Source organism: Lentzea waywayandensis (genome assembly GCF_900115955.1).
GTDB lineage: Bacteria > Actinomycetota > Actinomycetes > Mycobacteriales > Pseudonocardiaceae > Lentzea > Lentzea waywayandensis.
The window spans coordinates 156,109-173,935 of record NZ_FOYL01000007.1; the positions used below are offsets into that span (position 1 = coordinate 156,109).

Consider the following 17,827-nt stretch of genomic DNA (forward strand, 5'->3'; position numbering starts at 1 on the left):
CGTAGAGACCTGCGCTTCGTCGTCGGGCAAACTTACCCACAGGTAACGGTGAACGGAACTGTGAGCTGTTCGCAGTTGTGAGTGGGAGCGAGCGATGATCTTGGCCAGGCTGATGCGCGGATGGCTCCGCCTCGCCTGCCTGCTCGCTGGTGCCCACACCGTGTCGCAGCGAGAGTTACACGCGACCGAGCAGCCCAAACGGCTCGGCGTGAGCGGACTGCGCGCGGATGAGACTGCTGACCTCGACCGGGTTCTCGGCCTGCGAGGACAGCGAGCCCACGACCGACAGCACCGCGGCGATGGCCACCACGACGCCCGCCGCCATCAGCAGGATGTCGCGAGCGATGGGGCACGGCTGGCGCACGCCGGGTGGGTTCTCCCGCAGCACCGGCCGCAACACCGGCGCGAACATGCCGAAGTCGGCCACGTCGCGCTTGCAGTCTTCGCACCCGGCTAGGTGCCGGGAGAACATCACGTGCTCGGCCGGGTCGAGCACACCCAGCGCATACGCCGCGACATCACCGCACGGTCCCGCCAGGCCTTCCTGGCCCACGACCGTGCGGTTTTCGTCGTCTTGATCTTGCTCTTGACCTTGTCCTGCCCCTGCTCCCACGTGCTCGTGATGTGGTTGACGGGTCACCATCACTAGCTCCTGTCCTGCAGTGCCCGGCGGATCGTGTGCATCGCCTTGTACAGCCGGGACTTGACGGTTCCTTCCGGGACTCCGAGAACGATCGCGGCCTCCTTCACCGTTCGCCCCATGACATACGTTTCGTAGATGGCTGAACGATGTTCTTCACTCAATTGGCGTACCACATCGGTAATGACCATCACTGAAAGTGTCTGTTCCGTGTCGTCCGGAGATTCGGCGATGTCCGGACGCAACAATTCCACTTCCTGCGGGCGCGCCTGTCGGCTTCGCCATCCGTCGATCACAATGCGACGAGCCACAGTACAAAGCCAACCGCGCAACATCCCCGGTTCACGAACGAGATGTGCGGAGTTCTGCCAAGCCCTGATCAACGTCTCCTGAACGACATCTTCCGTCCACTGGCGGTCGTAGTTGGTCAGGCACAGGACCTGCGAGAACAGCATCCGCTGAAACTGCCCGTAGAGCAGCGTGAGCAATTCTTCGTCCTGGTGGGCTTGTGCGACCTTGCCCTGATCACCCATGAAGCTGACGACCTCCCCAGATATCGGCGACGGGTTCGCTTCGGGCGGCAGACCTAGCGACTCGGTGGCCGAGCACGGAATCCACCAGATAGTACATCTCGAACGCGAAATCCTCTCGGGTACGTAAATTCAGTCCGAATGGTTCGCAATTGGTCGTGTGATGCACGTCACATCAGCGTCTGTGCATGTCTCGTGAACTTGGACCCCACCTGCGCGTATCACCTTCGAAGGCAGCTCGATCGCGGGAGGGAACGGGCACTATGCGTCACCGGTTGGGCACGCTGGGAGAGCACGCAGCGCTGTTTACCATCCTGTCCGTCGTATTTCTGGGGGCTTTCATCGGAGCCGTCCCCGCAAGTGCGCAATCGACAGAAGTACAGCCGTCGGACCGCTCATTCATGGTATCTCTGCGCCAAGCAAACTCTTGGTTGATACCGGTGAGCAAAGAAGCTCCGGCACGCACGACGAACACAGGGATAAGCAACGCCGGACGGGACATCTTCGAAGGGCATTCGCGACTCGACATCGATCTTCTCAAATCCGCCGAAGGACTCGGCGTGGTCCTGCCGAACGACGTCAGCAGTGAGCACCAGGCCATCATCGACGAGATGGCGCAACGCACCGGGGACACCCACGACCGCGCCTACGCGACGATCGTCCGGCAGACCCAGGGCGGCCTTCTCGTCATGGCCGTGCAAACGCGGGCGACAACGCAGAACACCACAATTCGCACGCTCGCCCACCAGACCGTGCAAATGCTGATTCGTACAATGACGGTTCTGGAGAACACCGGCAGGGTCGACCCGTCGGCGCTCGAATTGGTGACGGCCAAGGCTCAGGTGAACGCGGTCCGCGTCATCGGCCAGAACGTAGAACCGTCGGACCGGGAATTGCTCGTGATGCTCACCCAGCATTCGCTTTGGCAGAAACCGTCCAGCCGCGAGAGCTCGGACCGTGCCCGCGACGCGAAGGTCCGCAAGGTCGCCGGCCAGCTCGCCGCCGAGCACACCCAGCTGGCCCAGGCGGTCACCGAGGCCGCGCGGCAGGTCGGCGTGGACCTCCCGGTCGAACCGACGACGGAACAGAAGTCGTGGGCGAACGCCATCTCGTCCAGTTCCGGCGACGAGCTCGACCGGATGTACACGAACCTGTCCCGCGCCGCCGACGGCTCGCTCATCACCCAGGTCGCCCACGCCCGCGCGACGACCAAGAACGTCCCCGCGCGCATCGCCGCGCAGACGGCCCTGACCCTCCTGCTCAAGCACATGCTCCTGCTGGAGAGCACCGGCCTGGTGAAGGCGAACTCGCTGCAGATGACCAACGCCCCGGCCATCGCGCAGCCGAAGTCCAACAGCAGCCCGCCGCCCCAGCCCGACGACTCGTCCACGAGCGTCGGCTTCCTCACCGGCATCGTCGTCCTCGTCGTCGCCGGCGCGGGCACCCTCTGGCTCGTCCGAGCAGTGGGCCACCACGGCGAACACCGCCGCTGACCGCTCGCCCACCGATATATCGGCTGTCGCCCTCGCCACCCGATGTATCAGTGCCCGGCAGGCCTTCCGCCAGCCCGCCGGGCACACCTCACCACGCCCTTGGCAATGAGTCTTTTGCGGACGTCGGCAAAAGACTCATTGCTAAGCGGCAGGTCAGCAGGAGTAGCGGGTCGACAGGATCAGGGCGAAGGCGCGAACAGGCCGAGCGGCGCCGGACCCCGCCGAACCGATATATGGATCTTGCAGAGCGGTTCGGAGGGCCTACGTACGCGTCGGGGTTCGTGCCGTGTCCACCCGTTCGACGGCGTGCGCCTCGGTGGGATCGACCGCCTCCCACTTGCCGGCGAGCCGGTCGATCACCGCGGCCGGTACCGGTTCCGGGCGAGCGCGGTTGCGAGCGTGGATCACGTTCTTCGGCGCCTCGAGCCCGATCAGGGTGATCCGGGCGTGGTAGTCCGCGGCGAGTCCGATGCAACGCTCGCGCAGTTGCTGGGAGATGTTGGTCGCGTTCCAGACGAACCGCTCCCCCGCTCGCAGCAGCGTCCTGGCTTCCTCGAACGCGGCGGCGGCCACCGCGCGCTGGTCGCCGTCGGGCGCGATGCCGAGCCGGGAGCGCACCGCGTCGAGGCTCACCACGTGCCAGCCCGGCCGGTGCTGGGCGATCCAGTGGTCCTTGCCGACGCCAGGCAGGCCGGACAGCACGGTCACCTCGACGCGCGTGTCGTCGTAGGCGGCGTAGTCCGGGTCGCGGCCGGGCGTGCGGAAGTACTGGAAGCGGGCGTGGTCGGACGGGAAGGCGCGCGGCCGGTCGAGGCAGTCGCGTTCGCGGCAGTACTCCTCGAACAGCGCGATGTTCTCCAGCACCGAGTCGGCGTCGCCGCAGATCCGGCCGAGGATGTCGGCGCGGGCGAGCGTCGCCAGGTCGTCGTTGCGCGCGAGCAGGCTCACCCGGAACGCGATGCGGTCGAGGTCGGGGCGTTCCAATGCCCAGAACGGCACCTGGTGGTGCCGCACCAGCGCGGCGACGTGCTCGCGCCAGGCGATCGGGCGTCCCATCTCCCACAGCAGCTTGCGCGCCAGCAGATCGCCGGCGCGCGAGTGTCCGTGCGCGGTGACGCGGCCGTCCGCGATCTGCGTGCGGAACGGCTTCGCGGCATCGTGCAGCAGCACCGTCGCGAACAACCGCACGCGGTCCGCTTCGGGACGCGCGCGCCATTCGGGCAGCGACACCAGGGCCTCGCAGGCCATCCGGGTGTGCGTGGCGACGTCGCCTTCCGCGTGGTGCACGGGGTCCTGCTGTACGCCTTCCATCGCGCGCACCCAGGGGAACGCCGAGCGCACGGCGTCCCAGTCGAGAGTCCACTGCGGACCGGCGGGGCAGAGTTGCTCAAACACGGGTCACCACCTGGTTCGGCAGGATCGGGCGGTCCTGCCAGTGGCTGCCCGAGTCCAGCACGGCGGTGGCGAACGTCGGCCGCACCCACTTGTAGCGCTCGACCGTGCGTCCGTCCTCCTCCACCTTGATGTAGAGGCCTTCCATGTCGTCGTCCGAATCCGTCTCCGCGACAACGACTTCCGGGTCCTGCCCCGCCGCCCGTGCCGCCTCGACCAGCGCGTCACGCCACCCCGGAGTGCGGCACAGGGACGGGCCGATCAGCGCGGTCAGGTCTTTGAGCTTGCGCAACGGCCCTTCGTGCAGCACCGGCACGGACACCACCGGTGTGCCGGCGAGCACCCGGCGACGTTCCGGCGTGGACAGGAACTCGCCGGTCTCGCGGTCGAGCAGGTCGAACTCGCAGAAGTGGTGCGGCAGCGCGTCGTAGAACACGGTGTGCTTGGCGTACAACCATTCCCCGTAGAGCACGTACCGCGTGCCGAGCCTCTCCCACAGCACGCCCTGGTGCGTCGCGGCCCAGGCCTTCAGCAGCGCGAACTGCCGTTCCCGCGGCCCGCCCACCAGGAAATGGCCGCGTGACTGGAGTTTCAGCACACCGCCGGAGTCGAAGCTGATGCCCGCGTTGGCACCGTCGAGCTTCTCCTCGACGACCAGGTGCCGTCCCGCGATCGCGCGGAACGGCACCTGGTCGAGGTCCTCGTCGCCCGGTTGCAGGCGCGAGCCCTCCAGGTGGGGCGTTCGCGGGTACTTGCGCAACATGCCCCGATTTGTATCCCGTTCGTGCGCCCGCGAGCGAACGGTTTACGCCTGGCCGACGAACGCCGCCTTGTCGGAGTTGAAGGTCGGCTCGAACACGAGCTGCATCTCGCCGGGCTGCGCGCCCACCGCGTACGCGACGTGGAAGGTGTAGGTCTTGCCCGGCAGCACGGTCGCCGAGTCGAACGTGCTGTCGCAGCCGCCGCTGCTGTCGAACACCATGTCGGCCTTCTGCCCGTTGAACTGCGCGTCGGTGCCGACCGACATCAGCGCGGTCTCGAACGCGGCGCTCGTCCCGTTGGTGATGGTGATCTCGAACTTCACCGCGCGGGCGATGTTCGGCGGCGCCGCGTACTGGCCGGGCGTGCACGCGACCGGTGCGGCGACGTCGACGGAAAGGCCGTTCGCCCACGAGTACCGCTTGCCCCAGGTGGGATTCTCGGCGATCGCGTCCTGCCTGGCGGTCTCACCGGGGGCGCCGACCTGACCCTGGTTGACGTCGCCGCCGAGGATCTTGTCGAGCTCCTTGACCGCGGCCTGCTGCGCCACCACGGTCAGCACGATCGCCAGGACACAAAGGACGACACCGACCGCCGCGAGAACCTTGCGGGTGCCGAACAACGCGATGACGCCGAGCACGATCCCGACGAACGCGGCGATCGCGGTGAGGTTGTTGAGGAAGATGACCCACGAGCCGACGACACCGACGATCCCGAGGATCACCGCGGTCCAGGCGAGCGCACCGAATCTTGTGGGTCTCTGCGGTGCGGCCGGAGGCGGGGTGTAGATGGGCGTGGGGTAGGTCATCACGGCTCCTGGCGGTTGCGATGTGTGACCACGACGTCGATTGGTCTGCTTTACCCGTTAGCCCCACCCAGCAGCGTCACTCGATCGAGTTACGATCGGCCAGTCAGCCGACTGCCGAAGGTAGCGAAGCGACTACGATCCGTACATGGCACGACGACTCGCCGGAACCCTGCTCGCCGTGATCGCGGCCCTCGGCGTGACGACGGCGCCGGCACAGGCCACTGTCGACCTCGCCGGCACGGTGAAACTGAGCAACTGCTCCGGCTCGCTCGTTCGCCTGCCTTCCTCGGCTCCCGCGGACAAGGCGCTCGTCCTCACGAACGGGCACTGCGTCGAACTGATGAAGCCAGGCCAGGTGTTCGTCGACAAGCCGGTGGACCGCACCTTCACGCTGCTGGGCGGCTCCGGCGCGGAGATCGGGAAGCTGAAGAGCTCCAGGATCGTCTACGCGACGATGACCGGCACCGATGCCGCGCTCTACCAGCTCGACGCGACGTACCAGCAGATCCAGCGGCAGCACGGCAGCCGCGCGCTCGAACTGTCGGCCTCGCGCCCCGTCGCCAAGACGGAGATCCGGATCGTCTCCGGGTACTGGAAGCGGATCTACTCCTGCCAGATCGACGGCTTCGTCCACCAGGTCAAGGAAGCGAGCTGGACCTGGCGCGACTCGCTGCGCTACACGCCCTCGTGCGACACCATCGGCGGCACGTCAGGCTCGCCGATCATCGACGACGCGAGCGGCAAGGTCGTCGGCGTCAACAACACCGGCAACGAGAGCGGCGGCCGCTGCACGATGAACAACCCGTGCGAGGTCGACGCCGGCGGCAAGATCACCGTCCGCAAGGGCACCAACTACGGCCAGCAGACCTTCGGCTTCGTCTCCTGCTTCAGCTCCGGCACGACGCTGAACCTCGCGCTGCCCGGCTGCACGCTCGCGAAGCCCTGAGAACGCGGAGAATCCGGGACGCCCCTGCCCGCGTCCCGGATTCCCCGTCTATCGATTCGTCTGTCGAACTACCGCGCGGCGCGCGCGATCAGGTCGGCCACGGTGTCCGGCTGCGACACCGCCACCGAGTGCGAGGCGCCCCGGACCTCGACGACCGCACGGGCGTGGGCGCGCTCGGCCATCCACTTCTGCGCGGCGATCGGGATGTTCTTGTCCTTGCCCGCCACCACGAAGTACGACGGGATGGTGTGCCACGCGGGCTCGCCGGCCTTCTCGGTCAGCGCGGTGTCGTTGATCGGCCGCTGCGTCGCCGCCGCCAGTGTCGCGTCCTTGCGGGACACGTCGGCCGCGAACTGCTGCCAGTACTTGTCCTGCTGGATCGTCAGGTCCTTGCTGCCGTCACCGATGTCGATGACCGACAGCGTGTCGCCGAGGGTGCTGCCCGGGAACTTGTTCGACAGTTCGAGGGCGCTCTCGCCCTTCTCCGGCGCGAACGCCGCGACGTAGACGAGTGACTTCACGTTCGGGTTGCCGAGTGCCGCCTGCGACTGGACCATGCCGCCGTAGGAGTGTCCGGCGAGGATGATCGGCCCCTCGATCGAGGCGAGCACCTTGCGCAGGTAGTTCGCGTCGCCGGTGACGGACCTGAGCGGGTTCGCGACCGCGACGACCGGGAATCCCTTGCGCTGCAGGCGTTCCACGACACCGTTCCAGCTGGACGCGTCGGCGAACGCACCGTGCACCAGCACGACGGTCGGCTTCTTGGTGCCCTGCTTCTCGGTCTCCTCCGAGGCACCGGCACCGGACGGAACAACGGCAGCCAGCGCCAGCAGCGTCCCCAGAACCGCGAACACCTTACGAACTCGCATTGGTCTCTCACTCTCTCGTCGGGCACCGTGGCGGTGGTGCATCGTGCTCGATTAGGTCGTGCACGATGTAAGTTACCCGACGAGTTACCTCGCACGCGATGTGTTTCAGCTCACTAGCGCTCGGCGCCGTGCTTGACCCGGTTCAGCGCCTTGCGGAGAACGGTGATCTCCTCGAGGGTCATGCCGAGCGCCTTGCCGAGCTGGTTGAACATCTCGGCGCCGATCCACCGCAGGTCACGGCCCTTGTCCGTGAGCTGGACGAGCACCGAGCGCTCGTCGTCGGGGTGCGTGACGCGCACCAGCAGGCCGCTCTTCTCCAGCCGCTTGATCAACGGCGAGAGCGTGCTGTACTCCAGGTCGAGTTCGTGCACGAGCTCCCGGATCGGCCTCGAGTCCCGCTCCCACAGCAGCAGCATCACCAGGAACTGCGGGTAGGTGATGCCCGCCTTGTCGAGGATCGGGCGGTAGAAGCCGGTGACCGCTCGCGACGTCGTGTAGAGGTCGAAGCAGAGCAGGTCGGAGACCGTGGGGGTCACGGCGGACGGCGCGTCGGGAGTAGTGCTCACGCTTTTCAGGCTACTCGGCGCCAACCACCGCAGCGGCGTGATCGGTTACGGCACGCCAGCAGAACACGTGGGCGGACCCGCCCTGGCCTAAGACCAGGGCTCGTCCAGTGCCGAGGCCTCGGCACCCGCGGAGCGCAACTCGTCGCGCACCACGCGATAGGCGAGGCCTTCCGCATAACCCTTGCGCGCCAACGCACCCACGAGCCGGCGGATCTTCGCTGTCTCGTCCACGCCGGACATGGTGCGCAGGCGTTTGCGGACCAGTTCGCGGGCACGCTCTTCCTCGGCCTCGCTGTCGACCGCGGCGACGGCCTCGGCCACCACCTCGTCCGCCACGCCCTTGCGACGCAGTTCCATGGCCAGGGCACGGCGGCCCAGACCGTTGTACGTGTGCCGGGACCGCACCCACATCTCGGCGAACTGCGCGTCGTCGATCAGGCCGGCGCGGTCGAACTTGCCGAGGACGACCTCGGCGACACCGGGGCTGATCTCCTTGCGCAGCAGGGCGTCGTACAGCTCCTGCCGGGAGCGGGCCCGAGCGGTGAGCAGCGCGTAGCAGATGTCCCGCGCCTTGCGCTGCTCCTCAGCCTCGTCCAACCCTCACGACCTCAGAACTCGACCGGAGCGACGGGAACCGTCTCGTCGGCGTCGAGGGTGGCGCCGATGCCGAGCTTGTCCTTGATGCGCTTCTCGACCTCGTTGGCGATGTCCGGGTTGTCCAGCAGGAACTTGCGGGCGTTCTCCTTGCCCTGACCCAGCTGGTCGCCCTCGTAGGTGTACCAGGCGCCGGACTTGCGCAGGATGCCCTGGTCGACACCCATGTCGATGAGCGAGCCCTCGCGGCTGATGCCCTTGCCGTAGAGGATGTCGAACTCGGCCTGCTTGAACGGCGGCGCGACCTTGTTCTTCACGACCTTGACCCTGGTGCGGTTGCCGACGGGCTCGCCGCCGTCCTTCAGGGTCTCGATGCGGCGCACGTCCAGACGCACGGAGGCGTAGAACTTCAGCGCCTTACCACCGGTCGTGGTCTCCGGGGAGCCGAACATCACGCCGATCTTCTCGCGCAGCTGGTTGATGAAGATCGCGGTCGTGTTGGAGTTGCTGAGCGCACCCGTGATCTTGCGCAGCGCCTGGCTCATCAGGCGGGCCTGCAGACCGACGTGGTTGTCGCCCATCTCGCCCTCGATCTCGGCGCGCGGCACGAGGGCGGCGACCGAGTCGATGACCAGGATGTCGAGTGCGCCGGAGCGGACCAGCATGTCCGCGATCTCGAGCGCCTGCTCACCGGTGTCGGGCTGCGACACCAGGAGCGCGTCGGTGTCGACGCCCAGCTTCTTCGCGTACTCGGGGTCCAGGGCGTGCTCCGCGTCGATGAACGCCGCGATGCCGCCGGCCTTCTGCGCGTTCGCCACGGCGTGCAGCGCCACGGTCGTCTTACCCGACGACTCCGGACCGTAGATCTCGACGACCCGGCCACGCGGCAGGCCACCGATGCCGAGCGCCACGTCCAGGGCGATCGCGCCGGTCGGGATCACGGCGATCGGGGCGCGGCCCTCTTCACCGAGGCGCATCACGGAGCCCTTGCCGAACTGCTTGTCGATCTGCGCCAGGGCCAGCTCGAGCGCTTTGTCCCGGTCGGGTGCTGCGGGTGCCATCTTGGGTCCACCTTTTGTCGTCTGCCGTTGCTTCGTCATGTTGGACCTGACGCTACTGGCGGGGTCTGACAATTCTGCGAAGCCGGGGGTCGGGGCCACTGTAGCCGAACACGTGTTCGAGCACACGCGACACTCCCGGCTCCTCGCTCAGCGGCGATTTTCCGGAACATCGAACGCTTCGCAGACCGCGATCCAGACTTCCTTGCCCCCGGTTCCGGCCTCCAGCGCCTCGTCGGCGGTACGGCCCCCGAGCGACGACAGCACGTGGTCACGGGCGATCATCTCGGCCCTGACCTGGCCGAACTCCCCCGCCATGAGTTTGCGGAACATGGTGATGCGCACCGGAAGACCCTAACGAACGGGCCTGCGCAGTGATGCGAAGAGGCACACGACGAGCAGCGGCAGCGCGACGAACCCGACGATGAGCCCGAGCGCCGCGTACGACCACGCCGTCACGACGACGCCGGACACCGCTCCCCCGACGGCGGCGCCGACGTTCATCACCAGATCGGACAGTCCCTGCGCGGCGGGCCTGTCCTCGACCCGCACGGACTCGGTCAGCAACGCGGATCCCGCCACCATCCCGGCCGACCAGCCGAACCCGAGCAGCGCCAGTCCCGCGGCGAGCTGCGGGGCGTCGTGCGAGGGCGCCATTCCCGCGACCCCGGACGCCGCCACCACCAGCGACGCGCCGATCGCGAGCACCGGCACGCGGCCCAGCCGGTCCGCCATCCACCCGAACAACGGGCTGGCGGCGTACATCGCGGCGACGTGCAGGCTGATCACGACGCCGACCACGCGCAACGACGACCCGGCGTGGTTCATGTGCACCGGTGTCATCGACATCAGCCCGACCATCGCGGTGTGGCACAACGTCACACCAACGAGTGCAAGTCGTGCCATCGGGCCGAGCGTCGCCCAGACCTTGAGGCCGCGGGGACTCTCGCCGCTGGCGCCACCGGCACAGCAGTCCGGGGATTCGACCGGCCGGGTGCTCTTCACGACGACCAGCGGGTCCGGTCGCAGCCCGAACTGGATCACCAGCACCGCGGCGCCGAGCACGACGGCCGCCAGCAGGAACGGCCCCACGCCGGCGGGCAGGCCCAGGGAGGCGGCCGCGCGTCCGGCCGGGTCGGCGAGGTTCGGGCCGATGATCGCGCCGATCATGGCCGCCCACACCACGCGGGAGAGTTCGCGCGCACGGCGTTGCGGATGCGCCAGATCCGTTGCGGCATAACGAGCCGCGTAGTTCGCGCTGGACGCCCCTCCGAACAGGAGGAGGCCCACCAGCAACACCTGCCACAAACCGAGGCCCACGGCGACAGCGGCGATCAACGCGCCGAGCCCGCCCATGCCGTAGCCGAGGACGAGCGCGGGACGACGCCCGCTGCGTTGCGCGAGCCGGGCTCCGGGCAGAGCGAGCAGCGCGGCACCGGCGACGGCCGCGGTCTGCGCGAGCCCTCCGACGGCCTCGGACCCGGACAGCGACGCGGCGATCAGCGTGCTGAACGCGAGGCCGATCGTCACCGCCGCCGACCCCAGGATCTGGGTGCCGGTCAGCACGCGGACGACCTTGCGCTGCACGCGTTCGACCTGCGGCGCGACGGTCACCATGATCACGATCGTGGCACGGCGCGGCCTCTCGCCGACAGGTCCATCAGGGGCGGTTACTCCCCCGGCTGCACGGACTTCTCGAAGAAATCGGCCATTTCGTCGGCCTTGAGCTCGTCCGCGTTCTCCTCGGCGGTCTTGGTGAGGATGCCGAACATGGGACGGCCCTTGGCGGTGAACACCAGCACGCCGGTGCCGCTCGACGTGGCCGCGCGGTAGTCGCCCTCCAGGCCGTTGCCGGTCCAGTCGGCCTCGACGCGGTCGGTCTGGAACGACTTCGCGATGGAGGCCGCGTTGTTCTCGGCGCCGGTGACGCTGTCGGTGAGGATGTACTGCACCGCGTAGCCGTCGCGGATCGTGCAGCTCACGACCGTGCCCTTGATCTCCTCCATGCCGGTGATCTGCGCGGAGTCGGCCTTCTCGCAGCCGCCGCCGTCCGGCACGGTGCCCGCGAGCTGGCGCAGGCACTTCGTGAAGCCCTGCCCGTCCTGCGCGGTGTCGTCCTTGCACTCGTCGGCGCTGGGCAGGCTCGGGCCGGACAGCGCGAAGACCGCGCCGATGATGCCCGCCACCACAAGGACCGCCGCGCCGGCGCCGATGAGGACCTTCCTGTTGTCCTTCTTCGGCGCCTGCTGCGGGAAGTTCGCCGGGTAGCTGCCGCTGATGTTCGGGTTCACCGGGTACGGGCCGGTGACCGGGTAGGCGCCGCTCGCCGAGTACGCGCCGCTCGGGTACGAACCGCTCGGGTAGGAGCCGCTGACCACCGGGTTCGGGCCGCTGACGTTCGGGTTCACCGGGTGCGGCCCGGTCACGGCGGGGCTGACCGGTGCGGTCACGACCGTGGGCGGTTCGACGTAGCGGGGCTTGTCGTCCTCGGGCTTGAGCGTGATCGCCGCCCGGTCCACGACCTGCGCGCCGGTCGCGACGATCGTCTCCGGGTGGTCGGGGTTGGTCGGGACGATGCCGACCTTCTCCGCGATGATCTGCGCGACCAGCGGCATCCGGCAGGACCCGCCGACGAGGTAGACGTGCTCGGGCGTGACGCCGGCCCGGTGCACGGTGGAGATGAGCAGCTCGGTGGTGCGGATCAGGCTCGACCGGACCAGCGCCTCCAGCTCGGCGCGCGTGATGACGACCTTCTCGAACGGCTCCGGCATCAGCACCTCGACCTGAGGCAGCTCGGAGAGGTCCTCCTTCGCGAGGCGCAGTTCCTCACGCAGGCCGAGGCGGGCGCGGTGGTCGTCCACCGTGACCGGGCGCATCAGCCGCTGCCACCCGGCCGGGTCCTTGTGGGAGACCGTGCGGCCGATGTGCTCCAGCAGCGCCTGGTCGACGTCGAGACCACCGACGTCGCTCAGGCTGCCGTCGGCGAGGATGCGGTGCTGGGCGTCGAGCACGGAGACGTCGAACGTGTCGGCGCCGAAGTCGTAGACGGCGAGCGGGCGGCCGCCACTGAGCGAGGCGACCGCGGTGGCCTCGGGAACCGGCACGAGCTCGCCGGTCATGCCCGCGAGCCTGGCCGCGGACAACAGCTTGTTGCGCCTGCTCGGACCCCACTCCGCCGGGTGCGTCAGGCGGATCTCGTCGAGGTGCTCGCCTTTGAGCAGCGCCGTGACGGCCTCCAGCACCCGGGCGTAGATGGCCGCGAGCGCGTCGTTGACCGGCAGGTTCTGCTCGCCGAGCTTGAGCGTCGCCTTGTCTATGTGGCGCTTGGGGTTCGCCTCGTAGCGCGACGGGTCCTGGCGCGAACGCCGCTCCGCTTCCCTGCCGACGCGCAGGGAGCCGTCCTCGTCGAGGTAGACGGACGAGGGCATCGTCGGCCCACCGTCCACATCCACCACGCCGTGGTCGGACAGCACCGCAACCGTGTTGGCGGTGCCCAGGTCGACGGACAGGACGCGCACCGTGCTCCCCTCGCAGACGTACTGCGGTGATCGTGCCACAGCGGGCTTCGCCGGGTGCTCGGACCTGCGCGATCGGAAATTGTCAGACCCCGGCGTCATGATGGTCGCCATGGACGTGATGGAGGCATTCTCACCGGCGACCAGGCAGTGGTTCGCCGGGGCCTTCGCCGCGCCCACCCAGGCGCAGACAGGTGCGTGGGCGGCCGCGGCGGCGGGCGAACACGCGCTGGTCATCGCCCCGACCGGCTCGGGCAAGACGCTGGCCGCCTTCCTGTGGGCGCTGGACCGGCTGGCCGCCTCCCCGACACCGGCGGAGCCGAAACGGCGCTGCCGGGTGCTGTACGTGTCCCCGTTGAAAGCGCTGGCGGTGGACGTCGAACGAAACCTGCGCGCCCCTCTGACCGGTATCCGGCAGGCCGCTCACCGGCTGGGGGTGCCGGAACCGTCGATCACCGTGGGCATGAGGACGGGCGACACGTCCCCGGAGGAACGGCGGGCGTTCGGGCGCACTCCCCCCGACGTGCTGGTGACGACACCGGAGTCGTTGTTCCTGCTGCTCACGTCGTCGGCGCGCGAGTCGTTGCGCGGCGTGGAGACGGTGATCGTCGACGAGGTGCACGCGGTGGCGGGCGGCAAACGCGGCGCGCACCTGGCGTTGTCGCTGGAACGGCTGGACGCGCTGCTCGACAGGCCGGCGCAGCGGATCGGGTTGTCGGCGACGGTGCGGCCGGTCGAGGAGATCAGCACGTTCCTGTCCGGCGGCCGGCCGGTGTCGGTGGTGCAGCCGAAGACCCCGAAGGTCATCCAGGTCGAGGTGGAGGTGCCGGTCGAGGACATGGCGCTGCTCGGCCAGCCGACGGGTGAGGTGTCGGGTTCGGCCGCCGGAGCCGAGCAACGCACCTCCATCTGGCCGTCGGTCGAGGCACGGGTGCTGGAGCTCGTGCGAGCGCACCGGTCGACGATCGTCTTCGCGAACTCGCGGCGCCTCGCGGAACGGCTGACGGCGCGGTTGAACGAGCTCGCCGAAGAGGCGGTGGAGCTGGAGTCGTTCCCCGCCGAGGCGATCGGCCAGTCAGGGCTCACGGTGCAGAAGACCGCGTCCGTCGCCCGCGCGCACCACGGCTCGATGTCGCGAGAACAGCGCACGGCCGTGGAAGAGGACCTGAAGTCGGGCCGGCTGCCGTGCGTGGTGGCGACGTCGTCGCTGGAGCTCGGCATCGACATGGGCGCGGTCGACCTGGTGGTGCAGGTGGAGGCGCCGCCGTCGGTCGCGTCCGGGCTTCAGCGCGTCGGCCGGGCCGGGCACCAGGTCGGTGCGGTGTCGCGGGGCGTGATGTTCCCGAAGTTCCGCGGCGACCTGGTGTCGTGCGCGGTGGTGGCGGAACGGATGCGGGACGGCGCGATCGAGGCCGTGAGGTTCCCGCGCAACCCGCTCGACGTGCTGGCGCAGCACATCGTCGCGATGGTGGCGATGGAGACGTGGACGGTCGAGGAGCTGACGGCGCTGGTGCGGCGGGCGGCGCCGTTCGCCGGGCTGCCGGACTCGGCGCTGAACGCGGTGCTCGACATGCTGTCGGGCCGGTACCCGTCCGAGGAGTTCGGCGAGCTGCGGCCCCGGATCACCTGGGACCGGGTGAACTCCGAACTGCGCGGCCGGCCCGGTTCGCAACGGCTGGCGGTCACGTCCGGCGGCACGATCCCCGACCGGGGGCTGTTCGCGGTCATGACCCCGGCCTCGGAGAACGGTCCCGGCTCCCGCGTCGGTGAGCTCGACGAGGAGATGGTCTACGAGTCGCGGGTCGGCGACACGTTCCTGCTGGGCACGTCGTCGTGGCGGGTCCAGGACATCACGCACGACCGGGTGATCGTGGTGCCCGCGCCGGGTCAGCCCGCGCGCATGCCGTTCTGGAAGGGCGACGCTCCGGGCCGTCCGCTGGAACTCGGCCGTGCGATGGGCAAGTTCCTGCGCGAAGTGTCCACGATGGAGGATTCGGCGGCGCGTGAACGGGCCACCTCCGCCGGTCTGGACGAGTGGGCGACGGACAACCTGCTCGCGTACCTGGGCGAGCAGCGGGAGGCCACGCGGCACGTCCCGAACGACAGGATCGTCCTGGTGGAACGGTTCCGCGACGAGCTGGGCGACTGGCGGCTCGTCGTGCACTCCCCGTTCGGTGCCCAGGTCAACGCGCCGTGGGCGCTGGCGATCGCGGCACGCCTGCGGGAGAAGCGCGGAGTCGAGGTGCAGGCCGCGCACTCCGACGACGGCATCGTGCTGCGGCTGCCCGACGCCCTGGACTACGACGGCGTGGAGGTGACGGCGGGCGCGGAGGACGTGCTGCTCGATCCCGACGAGGTCGAGCAGATCGTGGTCGCGGAGGTGGGCGGCTCGGCGTTGTTCGCGGCCCGGTTCCGCGAGTGCGCCGCCCGGTCTCTGCTACTGCCGCGCCGTGATCCGCGCCGCCGCACGCCGTTGTGGCAGCAGCGGCAACGGTCGGCGCAGCTGCTGTCGGTCGCCGCGAAGTACGAGAGCTTCCCGGTGGTCCTGGAGGCGATGCGCGAGTGCCTGCAGGACGTCTACGACGTGCCGGGCCTGCGGGAGCTGATGTCGGACGTCCGTGCGCGCAAGGTGCGCGTGGTCGAGGTGGAGACGCAGTCGCCGTCGCCGTTCGCCCGCAGCCTGCTCTTCGGTTACGTCGGCATGTTCCTCTACGAGCTGGACGCGCCGCTGGCGGAACGGCGCGCGGCGGCGCTGTCGCTCGACTCGACGCTGCTCGCGGAGCTGCTCGGCTCGGAGGCGATCCGCGAGCTGCTCGACCCGGAGGTCGTGGCCGAGGTCGAACGCAGCCTGCGGCGCCTGTCCGAAGATCGCCGCCCGCGTCATGCCGAGGACACCGCGGACCTGTTGCGGTTCCTGGGAGATCTCTCCGACGCGGAGGCGCTCGAACGTGGCGTGCCCCGCGAGTGGCTGGACGAACTGGTGGCCGCGCGCCGGGCGATCCGCGTCCGGATCGCCGGTGAGGAACGCACGATCGCGATCGAGGACGCGGGCCGGGTCCGGGACGCGCTCGGTGTGGCTCTTCCGGTCGGCGTGCCGGAGGCGTTCACCGAGCCGGTGGCGGATCCGCTGGGCGACCTGCTGAGCCGTTACGCCCGCACGCACGGGCCGTTCCCCGCCTCCGAACCCGCTGCCCGCTTCGGTCTGGGCGTGGCCGTGGTGACGGGGGTGCTGGAGCGGATGGCGGCCACGGGCCGGTTGGTGCGCGGGGAGCTCCGTCCCGGCGGCACGCACACCGAGTACTGCGACGCGGACGTGCTGCGCCGCCTGCGCCGGGCCTCGCTGGCGCGGCTGCGGTCCGAGGTGGAGCCGGTCGAACCGGCGGCGCTCGGCCGTTTCCTGCCGCAGTGGCACGGCCTGGGCCGCCGGTTGCGTGCCGCGCCGACGGTCGACGACGTGTTCTCGGTGGTGGAACAGCTCGCCGGGGCGCCGCTTCCCGCGAGTGCCCTGGAGTCGCTGCTGTTCCCCTCCCGGTTGCCCGGCTATTACCCGGCGTTGCTGGACGAGCTGACGGCGTCCGGCGAGGTGACGTGGACCGGATGCGGCGCGCTGGCCGGAGGCGACGGCTGGATCGCGCTCGCCCCGACCGACGTGGCCGATCTGCTGCTGCCCGACCTGGTGCCGGAGTCCATTCCGGAGTCGCCGCTGCACACGGCGGTCCTGGAGGCGTTGTCCGGCGGGGCGTTGTTCTTCCGTCAGGTGGTCGACCGGGTCTCGCTGTCCACGGCGTGCACGGACGCGGAAGTCGTCGGCACGCTGTGGGATCTGGTGTGGGCGGGGCTGATCACCAACGACACGCTGGCGCCGCTGCGCGCGCTGGTGTCCGGTGGCGGGGCGGCGCACAAGCCTCGCCGCAGTGCTCCGCGCGGCCGTTACGCACGGCTGCGCGCCGCACGTCCCGACATGCCTTCACGCACGGGGCCGCCGACCGCCGCCGGTCGCTGGTCCCTGGCTGTCGTGCCGGTGGAGGACCCGACCCGCCGGGCGCACGCCCGCGCCGAGGCCTTCCTGGAACGCCACGGCGTGCTGACCAGGGGCGCTCTGGACACCGAGCGCGTGACGGGCGGGTTCAGCGGCGTCTACAAGGTGTTGCGGGCCATGGAGGAGTCGGGGCAGGTCATCCGCGGTTACGTCGTCGAGGGGCTGGGTGCTGCCCAGTTCGCGGCACGGGGCGCGGTGGATCGCCTGCGAGCGTTGTCCCGTCCTCCTGGTCAGCCGTCCCAGGCCGACCAGGCCGCGGTGGTGCTCGCCGCGGCCGATCCCGCCCAGCCCTACGGTGCCGCGCTGGCGTGGCCGGATCCGTTGGGCGAGGGCAAACACCGGCCTGCTCGCAAAGCCGGCGCGCTGGCGGTGCTGGTCGACGGCGCCCCGGCGCTCTACGTGGAGAGAGGAGGTAAGTCACTGCTGTCGTTCACCGACGACGAGCCGACCCTGCGCACCGCCGCGAACGCCCTGAGCCGGGCGGTCCGCGACGGCTGGCTGGGCCAGCTGGCGGTCCAGCGAGCCGACGGCGAGGTCGCGCTCACCTCGCACCTGGCGACGGTGCTTCAGGAAGCCGGTTTCCGCGCCACACCGAAGGGTCTGCGCCTGCGCGCGTGA

Annotated in this window: 15 protein-coding genes; 3 read left to right on the plus strand and 12 right to left on the minus strand. The window is 69.5% G+C overall.

What is annotated here, in order from left to right:
- Positions 1 to 175: 175 nt before the first annotated feature.
- Entirely contained in the window at positions 176 to 553 is a 378-nt protein-coding gene (locus tag BM417_RS26195; RefSeq protein ID WP_245822178.1) for a zf-HC2 domain-containing protein, read from the minus strand.
- A gap of 92 nt (positions 554 to 645) precedes the next feature.
- Entirely contained in the window at positions 646 to 1,173 is a 528-nt protein-coding gene (locus BM417_RS26200) for a sigma-70 family RNA polymerase sigma factor (RefSeq protein ID WP_093599776.1), read from the minus strand.
- 272 nt (positions 1,174 to 1,445) lie between these two features.
- On the opposite strand from BM417_RS26200, the gene BM417_RS26205 reads away from it, so the two are divergent.
- Positions 1,446 to 2,663 carry a DUF4142 domain-containing protein gene (locus BM417_RS26205; RefSeq protein WP_177320608.1) on the plus strand — a complete coding sequence of 406 codons (1,218 nt, stop codon included), beginning with the start codon at positions 1,446 to 1,448 and terminating at the stop codon, positions 2,661 to 2,663.
- A 261-nt stretch (positions 2,664 to 2,924) separates the two neighbouring features.
- On the opposite strand, the gene BM417_RS26210 is transcribed toward BM417_RS26205, so the two are convergent.
- From BM417_RS26210 to BM417_RS26220, 3 genes are read right to left on the minus strand one after another with little or no spacing between them, the layout of a single operon-like run.
- Positions 2,925 to 4,058, minus strand: a complete 1,134-nt coding sequence (locus tag BM417_RS26210; RefSeq protein ID WP_218164566.1) for an AAA family ATPase — start codon at positions 4,056 to 4,058, stop codon at positions 2,925 to 2,927.
- A complete protein-coding gene (locus BM417_RS26215) occupies positions 4,051 to 4,818 on the minus strand; it encodes an RNA ligase family protein (RefSeq protein WP_093599783.1) in 768 nt (255 codons plus the stop codon). The genes BM417_RS26210 and BM417_RS26215 overlap by 8 nt, the downstream gene beginning before the upstream one ends.
- A gap of 42 nt (positions 4,819 to 4,860) precedes the next feature.
- On the minus strand, positions 4,861 to 5,622 hold the full coding sequence (locus tag BM417_RS26220) for a hypothetical protein (protein WP_093599786.1): 762 nt from the start codon (positions 5,620 to 5,622) through the stop codon (positions 4,861 to 4,863).
- A gap of 145 nt (positions 5,623 to 5,767) precedes the next feature.
- On the opposite strand from BM417_RS26220, the gene BM417_RS26225 reads away from it, so the two are divergent.
- Complete coding sequence (locus BM417_RS26225; protein ID WP_093599788.1) at positions 5,768 to 6,568, plus strand: S1 family peptidase; 801 nt, start codon at positions 5,768 to 5,770, stop codon at positions 6,566 to 6,568.
- A 68-nt stretch (positions 6,569 to 6,636) separates the two neighbouring features.
- On the opposite strand, the gene BM417_RS26230 is transcribed toward BM417_RS26225, so the two are convergent.
- The 7 genes from BM417_RS26230 to BM417_RS26260 all read right to left on the minus strand — a co-directional run bounded on the left by BM417_RS26230 (position 6,637) and on the right by BM417_RS26260 (position 13,173).
- Positions 6,637 to 7,437, minus strand: a complete 801-nt coding sequence (locus BM417_RS26230; RefSeq protein ID WP_093599791.1) for an alpha/beta fold hydrolase — start codon at positions 7,435 to 7,437, stop codon at positions 6,637 to 6,639.
- Positions 7,438 to 7,550: 113 nt separating this feature from the next.
- Positions 7,551 to 8,003, minus strand: a complete 453-nt coding sequence (locus BM417_RS26235) for a MarR family winged helix-turn-helix transcriptional regulator (protein ID WP_177320609.1) — start codon at positions 8,001 to 8,003, stop codon at positions 7,551 to 7,553.
- Between the two features lie 87 nt (positions 8,004 to 8,090).
- Positions 8,091 to 8,600, minus strand: a complete 510-nt coding sequence (locus tag BM417_RS26240) for a regulatory protein RecX (protein ID WP_093599796.1) — start codon at positions 8,598 to 8,600, stop codon at positions 8,091 to 8,093.
- A gap of 11 nt (positions 8,601 to 8,611) precedes the next feature.
- Positions 8,612 to 9,658, minus strand: coding sequence for a recombinase RecA (gene recA, locus BM417_RS26245; RefSeq protein WP_090073224.1), 1,047 nt, complete (start codon positions 9,656 to 9,658; stop codon positions 8,612 to 8,614).
- Positions 9,659 to 9,805: 147 nt separating this feature from the next.
- Positions 9,806 to 10,000, minus strand: a complete 195-nt coding sequence (locus tag BM417_RS26250; RefSeq protein WP_177320610.1) for a DUF3046 domain-containing protein — start codon at positions 9,998 to 10,000, stop codon at positions 9,806 to 9,808.
- A gap of 9 nt (positions 10,001 to 10,009) precedes the next feature.
- Positions 10,010 to 11,272 (minus strand): MFS transporter, encoded by a 1,263-nt coding sequence (locus BM417_RS26255; protein ID WP_093600676.1) that lies wholly within the window; start codon positions 11,270 to 11,272, stop codon positions 10,010 to 10,012.
- Between the two features lie 53 nt (positions 11,273 to 11,325).
- Complete coding sequence (locus BM417_RS26260) at positions 11,326 to 13,173, minus strand: Hsp70 family protein (protein ID WP_093599799.1); 1,848 nt, start codon at positions 13,171 to 13,173, stop codon at positions 11,326 to 11,328.
- Between the two features lie 97 nt (positions 13,174 to 13,270).
- Here BM417_RS26260 and BM417_RS26265 point away from each other — a divergent pair, with 97 nt between their 5' ends.
- Complete coding sequence (locus tag BM417_RS26265) at positions 13,271 to 17,827, plus strand: ATP-dependent helicase (protein ID WP_245822208.1); 4,557 nt, start codon at positions 13,271 to 13,273, stop codon at positions 17,825 to 17,827.

Coding starts and splice junctions, on each gene's coding strand:
- BM417_RS26200 (WP_093599776.1), bottom strand. CDS start 1,173: ATGGGTGATCAGGGCAAGGTCGCACAAGCCCACCAGGACGAAGAATTG.
- BM417_RS26215 (WP_093599783.1), bottom strand. CDS start 4,818: ATGTTGCGCAAGTACCCGCGAACGCCCCACCTGGAGGGCTCGCGCCTG.
- BM417_RS26220 (WP_093599786.1), bottom strand. CDS start 5,622: ATGACCTACCCCACGCCCATCTACACCCCGCCTCCGGCCGCACCGCAG.
- BM417_RS26225 (WP_093599788.1), top strand. CDS start 5,768: ATGGCACGACGACTCGCCGGAACCCTGCTCGCCGTGATCGCGGCCCTC.
- BM417_RS26230 (WP_093599791.1), bottom strand. CDS start 7,437: ATGCGAGTTCGTAAGGTGTTCGCGGTTCTGGGGACGCTGCTGGCGCTG.
- recA (WP_090073224.1), bottom strand. CDS start 9,658: ATGGCACCCGCAGCACCCGACCGGGACAAAGCGCTCGAGCTGGCCCTG.
- BM417_RS26255 (WP_093600676.1), bottom strand. CDS start 11,272: ATGGTGACCGTCGCGCCGCAGGTCGAACGCGTGCAGCGCAAGGTCGTC.
- BM417_RS26265 (WP_245822208.1), top strand. CDS start 13,271: ATGATGGTCGCCATGGACGTGATGGAGGCATTCTCACCGGCGACCAGG.